This window comes from Nocardioides sp., from assembly GCF_051876515.1.
Classification (GTDB): domain Bacteria; phylum Actinomycetota; class Actinomycetes; order Propionibacteriales; family Nocardioidaceae; genus Nocardioides.
This window is the reverse complement of sequence record NZ_JBJEHY010000049.1, coordinates 1-16,472: the sequence shown is the minus strand read 5'-3', so window position 1 is coordinate 16,472 and position 16,472 is coordinate 1. Positions and strand designations below refer to the sequence as shown.

Below are 16,472 nucleotides of genomic sequence, written 5' to 3'. Positions count from 1 at the left end.
AGAAGTAGAAGTGGGCGCGCACGCCGCTGGTCAGGGCACCGAGGAACTCGGGGGCGAAGGACTTGCCGTCCACCGGACGAGCAGGGTCGGAGATGCCCAGGTCGACAGCGGTCTGCGACCCGGGCGCGAGGACGCCGGACCAGTTCGGCGTCGCCGACAGAGTGCCCTCAGTGGAGGTCCCACCGGCGAACTCCGCGACCGTCACCCTCGTCGGGGTGGTGCTGGCCGCGGGGCTGGGTCCGGCAGCGATGTTCGAGGCCGAGACGGTCGCCTCGATGGAGCCGTTGCCCGACGCGTCGGAGGTGACGACCGGGTCGGAGATGGTGACCTGGTACTGCTCGACACCGCCGACGACGAACGCCCCACGGACGGTACCCGTGTACTCGGCAACGGTCGTACCGCCCGCCTCCGTCACCGTCGCGGCCGGGAAGGTGAAGACGTCATCGGCGCCCGTGGCCGCGTCGCCGGCCACGTGGCCGGCGCCGTTGCTCACGGCGCCGGTGGGGGTCGTCGGGAGGACCGGCCCCATCTTGGAGAAGTAGAGGTGCTCGACGAACTGCTGGGAGACACCCCAGCGCAGCTCGCCCTCAGCCGCGGCGGCCTGGGCCGGAGCAGAGGTGAGCAGGGTGGCCGCACCAGCGACCAGGACGCCGGCCAGGCCCGCGGCGATGCCGCGGCCGGTGGCGCTCTTGAGGGACTTCATGGGTGTTCCTTTCAAGGGGTGATGCGACCGAGAGTCAGGATCGGGGTGACACCGCAGGGCGTCGAGGGCTGAACGGGGCGAGCAGGAGGGCCGCGGCGGCGAGCAGGAGCGCTCCCCCGGAGACCCACGCCGTGGTCGTGGAGGCGCCGGCTGAGGCGAGGGCGACCCGGTCCTCCACGGGGCGGGCGGCGCTGACCTGGACGGGCGCGCTCCAGGCGGCGTCGGAGTCCGCCTGCACCCCGGCGTCCGCAGGGACCTGCAGGTCGAGGGGCGGCTGCCCCGGGTCGCCGCCGCTCACGGGATCCGGCGCGTTGGTCACCGGGTTCTTCGGGGTCGGCGTCGGCCGCGTCGTGGGCGGCGTGTCCCCGTCGTCCGGAACCGTCCCGTGCCAACCGACGGAGATCGGCGAGGGGAGTTTGGTCCAGTCCGACTGCAGCCCCGTGGAGTACCAGAACTGGTCCGTCCCCATGGGCCCCAGGAAGGAGACGAACGACTGAGGGAAGGCACCCCAGTCGTCACCGGTGCGCAGCTGCGGCTCGCTGCCGGTCACGGTCACGCCGCGGTACTCGGGCGTCACGACGGTGCCGTCCGCGGTGACGTCGGCGTCGCGCAGCTCGGCGACGGTGACCTCTTGGGAGGGCAGCTTCTTCCACGTGGAGGAGTCGCGGCCGGTGGCCCAGCCACCCATCAGCGCGGTGAGCTGGCCGTCGCCGTCCTCGAGGCGCAGGACGGGGTCGGTGAGCGTGAAGACGGTGTTCCCGGAGTACCAGACGACGGTGAACGTTCCCTTCCACCGCACCTCGGCGTCGTCGGAGGCCGGGGAGACCCGACCGGTCCCCTCGCTGATCGCCACCCGGTGCCCGCTGAAGGGCCCGTACAGCTGGATCGGGTCCCCGTTGGCGTCCGTCTCCAGGCCGGCCCAGGTCGCGGTACCCCAGGACCCCTTGGCGTTGAGCTTCTGGATCACGACGTTGCCCTGACGGGCACGCCACTGGTGCTTCTCGAGGGTGGACCCCGCACGGCCAGGGTTCGACACCCCGGCTCCCATGAAGTTGACCGCGATCGGGTTGTGCGAACGCGCGTTGGTCTGCGGGCTGACCGACCACGTGAACAGGGCCTCGTCCACCTCGAGCTCCTCGGGCTCCTCGGTGGGCGGGCCGGTCGGCGTCGGCGTCTCGGTGGGCTCCGTGGGCGTCGGGTCCGTGGGCGTCGGGTCCGACGTCGGATCCGTCGGCGTCGGGTCCGTCGTGGGGTCCGTGGGCGTCGGGTCCGTCGGCTCGGCCTGGACGGTCGCCGACGACTCCTCCGCTCCGCCCTCGGCCGAGGAGGCGCCCACCGGCAGCACCATCAGCCCCGCCCCGGCGAGCAGCGCCGCGGCGACGACGCGTACGCCCTCACGCCTGCGCACGACGCCCCCGCAGCAGCCGGACCAGCGTCAGCACGAGCGCGCCCAGGAAGACCGCGGCCGCGACGCCGGCGAAGACGAGCGCCGCGGTGGCGGGACGGTCCGTGTCCACCGAGGTGGCCCCCACCGCGTCGTCGACGGCGGCGGCGCTCACGCCGAACTTCACCGACGCCGACTTGCCGGCGCCGAAGGTCCGCAGCTCGTGCGTCCCGGCGGGCAGGTCCGCGGGCAGCTGGAGCACCCCGGCCACGACACCGTCCTGACCCACCAGGTGCGGCCCGGTGGCGACGATGCCGTCGTCGAGGACGGCAGTCACCTGGGAGCCCGGGGTGAGCCCCTGGGCGACGAACGACAGGGCACGGCCGGGTACGGCGGCGGCGCGGTCCACCTCGAGGCTGGCCCTCTTGGCGACCTTGACGCCGCCCTTGTCCTGGCCGCCGGTGGCACCCTGCTGCGGCACCTCGGTCGTCGTGGTCGAACCCTTGTCGGTCGAGGCGTTGGAGGACTGCAGGTCGGCCACCCGGACGGGCGTGAACGTCTCGTTGTTCGCGTTCTTCACGCCGTGGGCGCCGATGGTGATCACGCCGCAGGTCTGCTTGCGGCAGTCGACGGTGACGACCGACCCGTTGCGGCCCACCGCCTGGAAGGTCGGGCCCGGAACGAGGAGGTTGACGCGCCACGAGCCGTCGGCGGTCATGGTGCCGCCGTTGGCCGAGGCCGCCGTGTCGGAGCCGGGGAACGCGACGTAGCGCTGGAACCCCTTGTTGCCCTTCGACTCCTTGTCGGGGACGTAGCGGTAGTTGACGCCGGAGACGCCGCCCTTGCTGGGGCGCCAGTTGCCGGACACGGTGCCGAACCAGACGTACACGCCACCGTGGCCGCCCTTGATCGACTGGAAACCGCGGCCCGAGATCGACAGGGTCGAGGAGTACGTGGAGTCGATGACGGCACCCTGGCCGCCGTTGTCGACCGACACCCCGCCGGCCGCGTGCGCCGGTGCGGCACCGAGAGGCACCACACCCACCACGGTGGTCAGGACGACGGCCGCCAGGGCCGCGCACGAGGTCAGGACTGAGCGGACCACGAGGCCTCCTCGGGTACGGCGGGCGTCGCGGCGCCGCGGACCGGCACCACCAGCAAGTTGCCCTCGTGCGAGATCACGTGGACGGGGTGCTCGTACACCTCGGTGAGCAGCTCGGAGGTGATCACCTCGGCGGGCGTGCCGACGGCGCGCAGCCGACCGGCGGACAGGACGCAGACCCGGTGGGCCCAGGCAGCGGCGAGGCTCAGGTCGTGCAGCACGACCACGACGGCCGCGCCCGCGTCGGCGCTGGCGCGCGCCTGGGCGAGGACCGCCTCCTGGTGCTTGATGTCGAGGGCCGCGGTGGGCTCGTCGAGGAACTGGACCTCGGTCTCCTGGGCCAGCAGCCGGGCGAAGCTCACCCGTGCCTGCTCACCGCCCGACAACGTGGGGACCACACGGTCGGACAGGTGAGTCACGTCGGCGACCGCCATCGAGCGGTCGACCACGACGTCGTCGGCGTCGGCCCGCTCCGTACGGCGCCACATCGCGCGCCCCATCTCGACGACCTCACGGGCCCGGAACCCGAACGCCAGGCTCTGCCGCTGCTGCAGCACGCCGCGGTGCTGGGCGAGCACGCCCGCCGGCATCGCGTGCACCGACTGGCCGGCGATCTCGACGCTGCCCGTCTCGGGGGCCAGGTCGCCCGCCATCACCGCCAGCAGGGTCGACTTGCCGGCGCCGTTGGGGCCGACCAGGGCCAGCACCTCGCCGGGGACCACGTCGAGGTCGACGCCGCGCAGGATCGGTTGCCCGCCGAGCGTCACGTCCACGCCGCGGACCGTGAGGGAGGCGTGCCAGGGCTGTTCGGGGTTCGTCATGCCCACCCTCCCGCGGTACGGCGGGCACGGCGCAGCAGCCAGAAGAAGATGGGGCCGCCGACCAGGGAGGTCAGCATGCCGATCGGCAGGTCGGCGTACGCGACGGCCGAGCGGGCGAAGAGGTCCGCGAGCACCAGCAGCAGCGCGCCGCCCAACGCGCTCGCGGGGACGAGCAGCCGGTGGCCGGGGCCGACCACCATGCGCAGCAGGTGCGGGATGATGAGGCCGACGAACGAGATGATGCCGGCGAACGCAACGGCCGCGGCGGTCAGCACGGCGACCACCACGATGCAGATCAGACGCACCCGCTCGACGTCGACGCCGACGTGCCGGGCGCCGCGGTCACCCAGGGCGAGCAGGTCGAGCGTCCGGCTCATCGCCAGCGCGCCGGCCAGGCCCAGGGTGGCGACCACGACGGTGACCAGGACGTTCTCGCCGCGGGAGCCGTTGAGGCTGCCCAGCTGCCAGAAGACGATCTCCTCACGCGCCTGGGTGTCGCCCATGAACATCAGGAACGCCAGCGCTCCGCCGGCGACCGCGTTGATCGCGATGCCGGTGAGGACGAGGGTGACGACCTCCGTACGACCGTCGCTGCGCGAGAGCAGGTAGACGGCCATCGTGGTGACGAGGCCACCGAGGAAGGCTGCGGCGGCGACGGTCCAGGAGCCCAGGAAGGCGAGGTCGAAGACGATCACCGCGGCCGCGAGCACGGCCGCGCCGGAGGAGACCCCGACGACGCCGGGCTCGGCCAGCGGGTTGCCGAAGACGCCCTGCATCACCGCGCCCGCCGCCCCGAGGGAGGCACCGACCAGCACCGCCATCGCCACGCGCGGGAACCGGACGTGCCACAGGGTGGCGTCGACCAGCTGGGTGAGCTCGGGGAGGTTGAGGTGGAGCCCGAAGAGGTCGAGGAACCACCGCACCGGCTTGAGCAGCGCCACGAGGACGTCGCGGACCGGGATGTCCAGCTGTCCCGACACCGTCGCCCACAGGCACGCGGCGACGACGGCGGCCGACAACGCCCCCAGGACGACGAGGTGGTTGCCGGGGGTGGGTCGCAGCGGGAGGGAGACGCTCACGTGAGCGACTCCGGGGCGAGAACGGCGACCGACAGGCCGTTGAGGACCTCGGCGGTGGCGGGGCCGTACCCGAGGATCAGGGAGTCCTCGATGGTCACGAAGCGCTGGTTCTGGCCGGCCGGCGTCTGCGCCAGCGCGGGCACCTTCTCCAGCAGCCCGTCGACGCCACCGGTGGACTCCAGGCCCTTGGTCATCATCACGACCAGCTCGGGCGAGGCGTCGATGAGGCCCTCGGCGGTGACGGGGCGCATGCCCTTCCAGCCGATCTCGCTGGCCACGTCGTACGCGCCGACGGCGGAGATCAGGTCGTCAGCACCCGAGCCCTCGCCGAACATGTAGTAGACGTTGGCGGCGCCACGGACGTACAGGAAGACGGTGCGCAGGCGCTCGTTCTCGCCGGGGGCGGCGGCCTCGATCTTGGCGCGGACGTCGGCGATCTCGCCCTCCGTACGCTCCCCCAGCGCCGTGCCGGCTGCGGGCACACCGAGGGAGTCGGCGACCATCTGGGTGATCTCGGCGACGTTGTCGAGGTTGCGGCCGGAGTCGACGACGACGACGGGCACGCCCGCGTCGCGCATCTGCAGGATGACGTCCCAGGGGCCGAGCGAGGTGTCGGTGATGATCAGGGTCGGCTCGAGGGCGAGCAGCGACTCGGCGTTCAGGTCGTGACCGCCGGCGCTGGTGACCAGCGGCAGGTCGGTGGCCTCGTCGAACTGGGTGGACAGGTCGCGGCCCACCAGGGTGTCGCCCATGCCGAGCTCGAAGACGGTGCGCGAGAGCGTGCCGTACAGGTCGAGCGCCAGCACCCGCGAGGTGTCGGTGACGGTGACCTCGGTGCCCTGCGCGTCGGTCAGCGTCACCGGCAGCGCCTGCTCACCGGCCTCGACGGGGTCGATCGGGTCGTCGACGTCGACGTTGACGACCCCGGAGAAGGCGCGCGGGTCGGAGGAGACCTCTACCTCGTCGATGCGCGGCGCCGCGACGGCGTCGGTCCCGCTGCCGCCGTCCCCCTCGGAGCCGCCGCAGGCAGCGAGCACGGAGAGGAGGAGGGTCGCGGCGAGGACGCCGAGGCTGCGCTGGCGCGCACGCATGAGGTTCACGGGAAGGCTCCAAGCTGGATGCTGACGACATCGACCCGGCACCCGGGCACGGTCGACCAAGGCACCGAGATGAAGTTAGCGTAACCTAACTAAGCCAACCCTTCCTCATCGAGGTCCCGCTCCCGCGCCCCGGATCCGCCGCGACGACCGGGCGACGAGGACCGGCCCACCACGTGCCCGGGGTGGGTCTAGAGTGCGCCCGTGCCCAAGATCTCCGCCGACAACCTCGACGAGCACCGCTCGCAGGTGCAGCAACGCATCTTCGAGGCGTTGGCCGACCTGATGACCGAGCACAGCTTCGAGGCGATCTCCATGGCCCAGATCGCCGCCAGGGCCGGCCTGGGGCGTACGGCGATCTACCACCACTTCTCGGACCGCGAGGCGGTCGTGGTCGCCTTCGCCTCGCACGAGACCACGAAGTACGTCGAACGGCTCCGCGCCGCGCTCGACCAGGCCGACGGCCCCGTCGAGGAGATGCGCACCTACGTGCGGCACAACCTCACCACCGGCGAGCAGTTCCACGTCGGCCTCGGACCGATGCTGTCGGGGAGACTGTCCCAGGAGTCACGCCTGGCCATCCGCGACCATGTGATCGCCGTCGAGGACGTGCTGCGCGACATCCTGCGGGCCGGCGTGGCCGCGGGCGACTTCGTCGTCGAGGACGAGGGCGCGACGATGGCCCTCCTGCACGCGTGCCTGGGGCCGCGGCACCTGCCGCCCGCGTCCATCGAGGGCTTCGTCCTGCGCGGCCTGGGCGTCGCCGACGCCCGCTGACGCCCCGCCCGGGCAGGGACCAGCACGCGGGCAACCGCTGGACCGGCAAGAAGTGTTAGGCAAACCTAACGTTGGACTTGCGCGATGTGTTGACGACTTGTCAGAATGATTCTGACAAGCTGTCAATCGACGTTTGTCGCACATCGTCAGCATCTCGGCCCAGCACAGGAGTTCCCATGACTGCACTCGACCAGGACGTCGAGACCGCCGCCACCCCGCTGTCGGTCGCGATGCGCGAGGGCTCACGCGCCCAGCACGACGCGGCGGAGGCCGCCACCTTCATCGCCGACCTCATGGGCGGCAAGGTCAACGAGTACGGCTACGTCAACTACCTGCGCGCCCTGCGTGACGTGTACGCCGCCCTGGAGGAGACCAGCCGCGAGCTGGCCGACCACCCCGTGGTCGCGCTCATCCACGACACCCAGCTCGAGCGCCTCGGCGCGATCGAGGCCGACATCGCCGCCTGGAGCACCGGCGCCCCGGAGGAGACCGTCTTCGAGGGCCGCAGCGTGCAGGGGTACGTCGACTCGATCCGCGCGGCCAAGGACAACCCGGTCCGCCTGGTCGCCCACCTCTACACCCGCTACATGGGCGACCTGTCCGGCGGTCTGGCGATCGGCCGCATCCTCGACCGCGAGTTCTCCCGCGAGGGCAACGGCCTGTCGTTCTACGCCTTCGAGCACATCGCCAAGCCCAAGGAGTACAAGGACGGCTACCGCGCCGCCCTCGACTCCCTCCCCCTCGACGAGGCCGAGCGGGCCGAGGTCGTCGAGGAGGTCCAGGTCGCCTTCGCGCACAACCAGGCGATCTTCGCCGAGCTGGGCGAGCACCTGGAGCACTTCCACCGCTGAGGCGAGGCACCCACGTCACGGAGCGGCCGGTCCCGGGCAGGGGCCGGCCGCTCTGTCGTCCGTCGGCGGCGGGCGCTAGCGTCTGGTCATGACCGTCGACACCGAGAACCTGCTCGCCCTCGCCCAGGCCTGGATCGCCGAGGACCCCGACCCCGCCACGCGCGCCGAGCTCACCGCGGTCGTCGACGCCGTACGCGCCGGCGGGTCGAGCGACGACCTCGCGGACCGGTTCGCCGGCACCCTGGAGTTCGGGACGGCTGGACTGCGCGGGGCGCTGGGCGCCGGCCCCAACCGGATGAACCGCATCGTGGTCCTGCGCGCGGCCGCCGGCCTCGCGGCGTACCTCAACGACACCGGCCAGGCCGGGCGGCCGGTCGTGATCGGCTACGACGCCCGGTACAACTCCGACGTCTTCGCCCGCGACACCGCCGAGGTGATGAGCGGTGCCGGGTTCCGCCCGTACGTGATGCCGCGGACGCTGCCCACGCCCGTCCTGGCGTACGCGATCCGGGCGCTGGACTGCGCCGCGGGCGTGATGGTCACCGCCAGCCACAACCCCCCGCAGGACAACGGCTACAAGGTCTACCTGGGCGACGGCAGCCAGATCGTGCCGCCCGCCGACGCCGAGATCGCGGCCCGCATCGCCGCCGTCGGCGCCCTGGCCGACGTGCCGCGCGGTGACGCCGGTCAGCCCGTGCCCGAGGAGGTCGTCGACTCCTACCTGACGACCACCGCCGGGCTGGTCGGCGACGGACCGCGCGACCTGTCGATCGTCTACACGCCGCTGCACGGGGTGGGTGGCACGGCCGTGGTCGACGTGCTGGCCCGGGCGGGCTTCTCCGCGCCCGCCGTGGTCGAGGCGCAGGCCGAGCCCGACCCCGACTTCCCCACCGTTTCCTTCCCCAACCCCGAGGAGCCCGGGGCGATGGACCTCGCGATGGCGCTGGCTGCCGAGCGCGACGCCGACCTCGTGGTGGCCAACGACCCCGACGCGGACCGCTGCGCCGTCGCGGTGCCCGGACCGCAGGGGTGGCGGATGCTGCGCGGCGACGAGGTCGGCGCGCTGCTGGCCCACCACCTGGTCTCCCGCGGACGCACCGGCGTGTACGCCAACTCGATCGTCTCCTCCACGCTGCTGGCGCGCATCGCCGAGGCCGCCGGCCAGCCGTACGCCGCGACCCTGACCGGGTTCAAGTGGATCGGGCGGCTGCCCGGACTGGCCTTCGGGTACGAGGAGGCGCTGGGCTACTGCGTGGACCCCGAGCACGTGAAGGACAAGGACGGCGTCTCGGCGCTGCTGCTGGTCTGCGAGCTCGCCGCGCAGGTCAAGGCGGAGGGTCGCACCCTGGTCGACGTGCTCGACGACGTCGCGCGTGCCCACGGCCTGCACGCGACCGACCAGGTGTCGGTCCGCTTCTCCGACCTGTCGCAGATCCCGGCCACGATGGACCGGCTGCGCGCCGCCCCCGTCGCCACCCTGGGCGGTCTCGACGTGCTCGAGCTGGTCGACCTGGCCCGGGGCAGCGACGACCTGCCGCCCACCGACGGCCTGCTGTACCGCCTCGCGGACGGCGCCCGGATGATCGTGCGTCCCAGCGGGACCGAGCCCAAGGTGAAGTGCTACCTCGAGGTCGTGGTCCCGGTCGCCGACGACGACAGCGTCGACGCGGCCCGGATCGTGGCGGCCGGCCGGCTCGACGCGATCGCCGCGGACTTCAAGGTGGCCGCCGGGCTCTGACCCGGCCGGGTGCGGGTCAGCCGAGCAGGAGCGCGAGCACGAGCCCGGAGCAGGCGGCGCCGAGCAGCCCCAGGGGCAGGGCGTCCCAGCGCCTCACGGCCCTCGCGGAGGCCTCGTCGTGCTCCTCGGAGAACGGGTCGAAGCCGCCGCGGCGGTGCGCGGCGGCGACGAGCTCGCGCAGTCGGGTCTCGACGAAGAGGCCGTACTCCACCCGGCCGTGCTGCTCGGCGGACTCCGCGCTGGCGTCCTTGAGGCTGGCGGGCCGGGTGATGGTGCGTCGGCTGCGGCCCACGGCAGCGGAGACGAAACGGCGTCGGCCGGCCCGTACGGCCAGGACCTGACGGACGTTGACCTCGTCGATACCGGCGAGCGGCACGTGGGCGGTGTCGAGCATCCCCCGCAGCACCAGGGTCTCCTCGTCGACGACCCACAACGCCGGGCGCAGCATCGCGGCCCACGCGAGCACCATGGCGAGCACGATCGCCGCCAGCGCCCACGGCGCGAACCGGTAGTCGGGGTCGACCGTGCCGATCACGAGCAGGACCACGCCCACGAACAGGGTCAGCACTCCCGTCACGCGCCCCGCCGTCGTGGGGAAGCGCTCCACGTGCTGCGACTCTGCCTCGTTCACCCGAACTGTCCTCCGCTGTTTCCGAACCGATCCCGCTCAACCCTATGCTGGGGCAGTGACGACCTCATCTGCCTCAACGGCGAGCGCAGCCCCGGCGGCGCACGGAGCGCTGGCCGACCACACCCGGTCCAACGCCTCGCTCCGCCAGTTCCTCCACGGGCTCCCAGGAGTCGACCAGGTCGGCGCGGAGGCCCGCGCCGCCGGACTCGGCACCCGCTCCATCAAGACCTCCTCCAAGGAGTACGCCCTCGACCTCGCGATCCGGATGGTCGACCTGACCACCCTGGAGGGCGCGGACACCCACGGGAAGGTGCGTGCCCTGGCCAACAAGGCGCTGCGCCCGGACCCGGCCGACCCGACGTGCCCGTCGGTCGCGGCCGTGTGCGTCTACCCCGACATGGTGGCCACCGCCCGCGAGACGCTGGGCGACGCTCCCATCAACGTGGCCGCCGTCGCGACCGCGTTCCCCAGCGGCCGCGCCGCGATGGACATCAAGCTGGCCGACACCGTGGACGCGGTCGAGGCCGGGGCCGGGGAGATCGACATGGTCATCGACCGTGGCGCCTTCCTGTCCGGCAACTACCTGCAGGTCTTCGACGAGATCGTCGCGGTCCGCGAGGCCTGCCGCCGCCCCGACGGCTCCGAGGCCCACCTCAAGGTGATCTTCGAGACCGGCGAGCTGCAGACCTACGACAACGTCCGCCGCGCCTCCTGGCTGGCGATGATGGCCGGCGCGCACTTCATCAAGACCTCCACCGGCAAGGTGCAGCCTGCGGCCACCCTCCCGGTGACGATGGTGATGCTCGAGGCGGTGCGCGACTACCGCGCGCTGACCGGGCAGATGATCGGCGTCAAGCCGGCCGGCGGCATCCGTACGGCCAAGGACGCCATCAAGTACCTGGTGATGGTCAACGAGGTGGCCGGGCCCGACTGGCTCGACCCGGACTGGTTCCGCTTCGGCGCCTCCTCGCTGCTCAACGAGCTGCTGATGCAGCGCACGAAGATGCGGTACACATCCGAGGGCGCCGCCCGCTACCCCGGCCCCGACTACTTCACCCTGGACTGAGGGACGCTGAGATGGTTTCGACAAGCTCAACCAACGTGTTCGAGTACGCACCCGCGCCCGAGTCGCGCGCCGTCGTCGACCTCAAGTCGTCGTACGGACTGTTCATCAACGGCGAGTTCGTGGACGGCCACGGCACCGGCTTCAAGACCGTCAACCCGGCCACCGAGGAGGTGCTGGCGGAGGTCTCCGAGGCCGACGACGCCGACGTCGACGCCGCGGTCAAGGCCGCCCGCCGCGCCCACTCCAAGGTGTGGGGGCCGATGTCGGGCGCCGAGCGCGCCAAGTACCTCTACCGGATCGCCCGCATCCTGGCCGAGCGCAGCCGCGAGTTCGCCGTGCTGGAGTCGCTCGACAACGGCAAGCCGATCAAGGAGTCGCGCGACGTCGACATCCCGCTCGTGTCGCAGTGGTTCTTCTACTACGCCGGATGGGCCGACAAGCTCGCGTACGCGGGGCTGGGCTCCCAGCCGCGTCCCCTCGGGGTCGCCGCCCAGGTGATCCCCTGGAACTTCCCGCTGCTGATGCTGTCGTGGAAGATCGCGCCCGCGCTGGCCGCCGGCAACACGGTCGTCCTCAAGCCGGCCGAGACGACCCCGCTGACGGCGCTGCTCTTCGCCGAGGTCTGCCAGCAGGCCGACCTGCCCCCGGGCGTGGTCAACATCGTCACCGGCGCCGGCGACACCGGCCGCGCCGTGGTCTCCCACCCCGACGTCGACAAGGTCGCCTTCACCGGCTCCACCGAGGTCGGCCGAGCGATCGCCAAGGCCGTCGCGGGCACCGACAAGAAGGTCACCCTCGAGCTGGGCGGCAAGGCCGCCAACATCGTCTTCGACGACGCCCCGATGGACCAGGCGATCGAGGGCATCGTGGGCGGCATCTTCTTCAACCAGGGCCACGTGTGCTGCGCCGGCTCGCGCCTGCTGGTGCAGGAGTCGGTGGCCGACGAGGTGCTCGAGCGGCTCAAGCGCCGCATGGCCACCCTGCGTCTGGGCGACCCGCTCGACAAGAACACCGACATCGGTGCCATCAACTCCGCCGAGCAGCTCGCCAAGATCCGCGAGCTGTCGCAGATCGGTGAGGCCGAGGGCGCCGAGCGCTGGTCCACCCCGTGCGCCATCCCCGAGAAGGGCTTCTGGTTCGCCCCGACGGTCTTCACCGGCGTCACCCAGGCCCACCGGATCGCCCGCGAGGAGATCTTCGGGCCGGTCCTGTCGGTGCTGACCTTCCGCACGCCGGCCGAGGCCGTCGAGAAGGCCAACAACACCCCGTTCGGCCTCTCGGCCGGCATCTGGACCGACAAGGGTTCGCGGATCCTCTCGATGGCCGACAAGCTGCGCGCCGGCGTCGTGTGGGCCAACACGTTCAACAAGTTCGACCCGACCTCCCCGTTCGGCGGCTACAAGGAGTCCGGCTACGGGCGCGAGGGCGGCCGCCACGGGCTCGAGGCGTACCTGAAGGGAGCGTCCCTCTGATGGCATCCGCACGCATCGAGGTGAAGAAGACCTACAAGCTGTACATCGGCGGGGCCTTCCCCCGCTCGGAGTCGGGACGGACGTACGTGGTCAACGACGCCAAGGGCAACCACATCGCCAACGCGTCCAAGGCGAGCCGCAAGGACGCCCGCGACGCCGTCGTGGCCGCCCGCAAGGCGTTCGGCGGCTGGTCCGGCCGTACGGCCTACAACCGCGCCCAGGTCGTGTACCGGATCGCGGAGGTCCTGGAGGGCCGCCGCGACCAGTTCATCGCCGAGCTCAAGGGCACCGAGGGCATCACGACCGCCAAGGCCACCACGTACGTGGACGCCGCCGTGGACCGCCTCGTCTGGTACGCCGGGTGGGCCGACAAGATCGCCCAGGTCGTCGGCAACGCCAACCCGGTGGCGGGCCCGTACTTCAACCTGTCCTCCCCCGAGCCGACCGGCGTGGTCGCCGTGGTGGCGCCCAAGGGTCCGCTGCTCGGCCTGGTCAGCGTCGTCGCGCCCCTCATCGTCACCGGCAACACCGCGGTGGTGATCGCCAGCCAGGAGCACCCGCTGACGGCGATCACGCTCGCCGAGGTGATGGCGACCAGCGACGTCCCCGGCGGCGTCGTCAACATGCTGACCGGCCCCGTCGAGGAGATGGCCCCCTGGCTGGCCTCGCACATGGACGTCAACGCCATCGACCTGACCGGGGTCACCGACGCCGAGCTCGCCACCTCCCTCGAGGTCGCGGCGGCCGACAACCTCAAGCGGGTCCGCCGCCCGGCGCCGGGCACCGACTGGCTTGCCGAGCCCGGCCTGGACCGCATGACGCAGTTCCTGGAGACCAAGACCGTCTGGCACCCGATCGGGGTGTGAGACGAGACCCGCCGCCGACGCGCTCTACGGCGGGCGCCCGGACATGACGAAGGGGCGGTGGCCAGCTGGCCACCGCCCCTTCGTCGTACGTCCTGCGTCAGCGCGACATGACCGCCTGGGCCAGCACGACGAGGATGTTCATCGGGTTCTCGGCGAGGTACGCCTGCGAGTCCGTCGCCTCGGCGATGCGCTGCAGCGACTTCATGTCGGCGTCCGGCCCGATGCCGACAGGGATGATGCGCACCGGCTTGTTGACGGGGTCGCGGATGCCCTCGATGCTCTCGATCAGCTCAGCCTCGCTCATCGAGCCCGGGTCGTCGTTGGCGCCGTCGGTGAGGATGACCACGGAGTTGAACCAGGCGCTGTCGAAGTCCTTCATCGCCTGCTTGTAGGCGGCGAACGTGGTGTCGTACAGACCGGTGCCGCCGCGGGTGGACCGCTCGATGATCGGGATCTGTCTGCGCAGGTACTCCTTGTGGCTCGTGTCGCCGGTCTTGGAGTTCAGCGCCTTGAGCGGCGAGAGGACCTTGTAGTCGACGCCCTTGCCGCCCTGGTCGATGGAGAACATCCACAGACCGATGCGGGCCTGCTCGGGCAGGCGGTCCAGGGCCACCTCGGCCGCCTCGGCGGTCAGCGAGATGCGGCTGCGTCCGCCGACCTCGGACTGCATCGAGCCGGAGACGTCGACGACGACGAGCATGCTGGAGGGGTACGCGCTGGTCTCCCAGCTGCGCAGGGCCTCGTCGGCCACGGCGGGGTCGACCGCCTTGAGGCTGCGCGCGTTGCCCAGACCGACGTCGCTGCCGATGGAGTCGGCGCCGGGGACCCGGAAGTCGCCCTCGGCAACGGCCTCGCGACCCGGCGCGGAGGCGAACCAGTGGGCCAGCGCGCGGCCGGTACGGGCGCCCTTGCCCTCGCCCGACTTGCTCAGCGGGTCGAGGTTGGCCTTGGCCACCGACACGAGCGGCAGCCGCAGCACCGGGACGCCGGTGTCGGGCGCGACCATGGTGAGCTGGTCGTTGGCGCGGCGCGCCATCACGAAGTCCCGCTCGGTCATCGGGATGAGCTGGCTGCTGGTCGCGGTGACCTTGGCCGGGTCCACGCCGCCGTCGTCGTTCTGCATGCGCTCGCCGTACGCCTGGGCGACCGGGACGAACGCCTCGAGGATCGAGGTCTTCGACTCACCGGTCTTCTTGGCCTCCGCGAACGGCGCGAGCAGGGCCAGGGCCGAGGCGCCGTCTGTGTTGGGGTTGGAGGTGGTGAGCTTGCCGGACTGGAGCGTGTCGTACCACGAAGCGGGGCTGCTCACCGACGGGCCGGAGACGAGGCCGACGGGGCTCTCGGCGAGTGAGGTGGAGATCTCGGTGCCCTTGTAGCCCGCCTTCTGCAGGGGCGAGGACCAGGTGGGGCTGTCCGGGATCCACAGGTCGGGGATCTTGGCGTTGGAGTCCTTGAACAGGGCGATGACGTCGTTGACCGATCCGTCCGTCACCTCGATGTCCAGGCAGGGGTCCTCGTCCTCGATGGCCTCGACACCCTTGTCGACCATGGGTCGCAGCGAGGCGGCGGTGGTCAGACGGATCGTGTCGACGAAACAGTCGGAACCCTCCGCGTCACTCTTGCCGTCACGACCGAGGAGGAAGTACGCGGCCACACCGACCACGAGCAGGAGGACGACGGCGATGATGGCCGGCATCCCTCCCGGGATGTTCGCGACGGCACTGGACGAGCCCGTCGCGCGGTGGCCGCCGGAGGACTCAGACTCAGGCGTGGGGGTGTCAGTGCTCATGGTTCGTGGATCTCCAACCGTGTGTCGCGCCGTCTCTGACCGACGCGGCGCGAGGGTTTCGCCCTCAGACAGTAAACTCAGGGGCAGATTTTGAGCGCTTATCGCGTGAAATGTGTCCGAAGGGTGACCACTTCTGGCCTTGCGCTGCAAGTAGAACCCGCCCGATGTGACTACCGTCACATGACCCCGAGGTGTGACGTCCCGCGTGAGCGCCCCTGACCCAGCCAGCCCCCTCACCGACCACCCCGTCACCGGGCGCCGGGTCATCGTGGTCGCCGGTCCCAGCGGCGCCGGCAAGTCACGTCTCTCCGAGCGCCTCGGCCTGCCCGTGCTCCGTCTCGACGACTTCTACCGCGAGATCGACGCACCCGGGCTCCCCCGCATCCACGAGGGCGCCAACGCCGGCATGGTCGACTGGGACCACCCCGACTCCTGGGACCACGACCTCGCCGTCGAGGCGCTCCTCACCCTGTGCCGCACCGGCGCCACCGAGGTCCCGGTGTACGACATCTCGCTCAGCGCCCGGACCGGCAGCCGCGTCGTCGACCTCGGCGACGCGCGCCACTTCGTGGCCGAGGGCATCTTCGCCGCACGGGTGGTGGAGGACTGCCGCGACCTGGGGATCCTGCTGGACGCCTACTGCGTGACCCAGCACCCCGCGGTGACGTTCTGGCGCCGCCTCACCCGCGACCTGCGTGAGCGGCGCAAGCCGCCGCTGGTCCTCGTACGCCGGGGCTGGGCGCTGATGCGGGCCCAGCCCGCCGTCGTCGAGGCCGCTGTCCGCCTCGGCTGCCGCCCGGCCACGGGCGACCAGGCGTACGCCGAGCTCGTCGAGGAGCTGGCACACACGTGAGCGCCGCGCTGCGACAGCCGTCCCGCGTCACCTGCGGGGCAGCCGTCGCCGTGCGCTCGGAGATGCTGGTCTCCTCCGCGCGCCTGGGGCACCCCGCGGCAGGGTGGGACCCGGACCTCTTCGCCAGGACGGTGCTGGCGCGGCACCTCCAGCTGACCTCGCGACGCACCGACGAGGGGCGCTGGCAGTGGCCCTGGCCGTACTGGCTCGGCACTCCCCCGTGGGCGCTGGCGGCCCACCAGG

Annotated in this window: 16 protein-coding genes; 8 read left to right on the top strand and 8 right to left on the bottom strand. The window is 71.8% G+C overall.

The genetic code is table 11. The features are described from left to right. The 6 genes from ACI379_RS03175 to ACI379_RS03150 form a co-directional block, all read right to left on the bottom strand. Positions 1–703, bottom strand: a 703-nt coding sequence (locus tag ACI379_RS03175; protein ID WP_439790612.1) for an HtaA domain-containing protein, incomplete at its 3' end; no start/stop codon positions are given. A gap of 34 nt (positions 704–737) precedes the next feature. After that, the gene (locus ACI379_RS03170; RefSeq protein ID WP_439790611.1) at positions 738–2,111 is read right to left on the bottom strand and encodes a hypothetical protein; all 1,374 of its coding nucleotides are present in this window, start codon (positions 2,109–2,111) and stop codon (positions 738–740) included. Beyond that, positions 2,098–3,192 (bottom strand): hypothetical protein, encoded by a 1,095-nt coding sequence (locus tag ACI379_RS03165; protein ID WP_439790610.1) that lies wholly within the window; start codon positions 3,190–3,192, stop codon positions 2,098–2,100. The genes ACI379_RS03170 and ACI379_RS03165 overlap by 14 nt, the downstream gene beginning before the upstream one ends. Beyond that, positions 3,174–4,010 (bottom strand): heme ABC transporter ATP-binding protein, encoded by an 837-nt coding sequence (locus ACI379_RS03160; RefSeq protein ID WP_439790609.1) that lies wholly within the window; start codon positions 4,008–4,010, stop codon positions 3,174–3,176. Before ACI379_RS03160 ends, ACI379_RS03165 begins: the two co-directional genes overlap by 19 nt. Then, positions 4,007–5,089, bottom strand: a complete 1,083-nt coding sequence (locus ACI379_RS03155) for a FecCD family ABC transporter permease (protein WP_439790608.1) — start codon at positions 5,087–5,089, stop codon at positions 4,007–4,009. Before ACI379_RS03155 ends, ACI379_RS03160 begins: the two co-directional genes overlap by 4 nt. Beyond that, positions 5,086–6,180 (bottom strand): heme/hemin ABC transporter substrate-binding protein, encoded by a 1,095-nt coding sequence (locus ACI379_RS03150; RefSeq protein ID WP_439790613.1) that lies wholly within the window; start codon positions 6,178–6,180, stop codon positions 5,086–5,088. The genes ACI379_RS03155 and ACI379_RS03150 overlap by 4 nt, the downstream gene beginning before the upstream one ends. Positions 6,181–6,390: 210 nt before the next feature. On the opposite strand from ACI379_RS03150, the gene ACI379_RS03145 reads away from it, so the two are divergent. The 3 genes from ACI379_RS03145 (at position 6,391) to ACI379_RS03135 (ending at position 9,552) form a co-directional block, all read left to right on the top strand. Continuing rightward, the gene (locus ACI379_RS03145; protein ID WP_439790607.1) at positions 6,391–6,963 is read left to right on the top strand and encodes a TetR/AcrR family transcriptional regulator; all 573 of its coding nucleotides are present in this window, start codon (positions 6,391–6,393) and stop codon (positions 6,961–6,963) included. A 176-nt stretch (positions 6,964–7,139) separates the two neighbouring features. After that, on the top strand, positions 7,140–7,814 hold the full coding sequence (locus tag ACI379_RS03140; RefSeq protein WP_439790605.1) for a heme oxygenase (biliverdin-producing): 675 nt from the start codon (positions 7,140–7,142) through the stop codon (positions 7,812–7,814). 88 nt (positions 7,815–7,902) lie between these two features. Beyond that, a complete protein-coding gene (locus ACI379_RS03135; RefSeq protein ID WP_439790604.1) occupies positions 7,903–9,552 on the top strand; it encodes a phospho-sugar mutase in 1,650 nt (549 codons plus the stop codon). A gap of 16 nt (positions 9,553–9,568) precedes the next feature. Here ACI379_RS03135 and ACI379_RS03130 read toward each other — a convergent pair whose 3' ends face one another. Then, the gene (locus ACI379_RS03130; protein ID WP_439790603.1) at positions 9,569–10,183 is read right to left on the bottom strand and encodes a hypothetical protein; all 615 of its coding nucleotides are present in this window, start codon (positions 10,181–10,183) and stop codon (positions 9,569–9,571) included. A gap of 55 nt (positions 10,184–10,238) precedes the next feature. Between ACI379_RS03130 and deoC the strand changes: the two genes are divergently transcribed. The 3 genes from deoC to ACI379_RS03115 are packed head-to-tail and all read left to right on the top strand — an operon-like array spanning position 10,239 to position 13,587. Next, entirely contained in the window at positions 10,239–11,249 is a 1,011-nt protein-coding gene (gene deoC, locus ACI379_RS03125) for a deoxyribose-phosphate aldolase (protein WP_439790602.1), read from the top strand. Positions 11,250–11,284: 35 nt separating this feature from the next. Next, positions 11,285–12,721 carry an aldehyde dehydrogenase family protein gene (locus ACI379_RS03120; protein ID WP_439790601.1) on the top strand — a complete coding sequence of 479 codons (1,437 nt, stop codon included), beginning with the start codon at positions 11,285–11,287 and terminating at the stop codon, positions 12,719–12,721. Beyond that, entirely contained in the window at positions 12,721–13,587 is an 867-nt protein-coding gene (locus ACI379_RS03115; protein WP_439790600.1) for an aldehyde dehydrogenase family protein, read from the top strand. The genes ACI379_RS03120 and ACI379_RS03115 overlap by 1 nt, the downstream gene beginning before the upstream one ends. Positions 13,588–13,684: 97 nt before the next feature. On the opposite strand, the gene ACI379_RS03110 is transcribed toward ACI379_RS03115, so the two are convergent. Then, positions 13,685–15,376, bottom strand: coding sequence for a substrate-binding domain-containing protein (locus tag ACI379_RS03110; protein WP_439790599.1), 1,692 nt, complete (start codon positions 15,374–15,376; stop codon positions 13,685–13,687). A gap of 205 nt (positions 15,377–15,581) precedes the next feature. Here ACI379_RS03110 and ACI379_RS03105 point away from each other — a divergent pair, with 205 nt between their 5' ends. After that, positions 15,582–16,229, top strand: a complete 648-nt coding sequence (locus ACI379_RS03105) for a uridine kinase family protein (RefSeq protein ID WP_439790598.1) — start codon at positions 15,582–15,584, stop codon at positions 16,227–16,229. Next, on the top strand, positions 16,226–16,472 hold a 247-nt coding region (locus ACI379_RS03100; RefSeq protein ID WP_439790597.1), incomplete at its 3' end, for a hypothetical protein. The genes ACI379_RS03105 and ACI379_RS03100, both read left to right, overlap by 4 nt.

Excerpts from the sequence above, each read along its gene's own strand:
- ACI379_RS03115 (WP_439790600.1), top strand. The coding sequence starts at position 12,721 with ATGGCATCCGCACGCATCGAGGTGAAGAAGACCTACAAGCTGTACATC.
- ACI379_RS03160 (WP_439790609.1), bottom strand. The coding sequence starts at position 4,010 with ATGACGAACCCCGAACAGCCCTGGCACGCCTCCCTCACGGTCCGCGGC.
- ACI379_RS03150 (WP_439790613.1), bottom strand. The coding sequence starts at position 6,180 with ATGCGTGCGCGCCAGCGCAGCCTCGGCGTCCTCGCCGCGACCCTCCTC.
- ACI379_RS03110 (WP_439790599.1), bottom strand. The coding sequence starts at position 15,376 with ATGAGCACTGACACCCCCACGCCTGAGTCTGAGTCCTCCGGCGGCCAC.
- ACI379_RS03140 (WP_439790605.1), top strand. The coding sequence starts at position 7,140 with ATGACTGCACTCGACCAGGACGTCGAGACCGCCGCCACCCCGCTGTCG.
- ACI379_RS03135 (WP_439790604.1), top strand. The coding sequence starts at position 7,903 with ATGACCGTCGACACCGAGAACCTGCTCGCCCTCGCCCAGGCCTGGATC.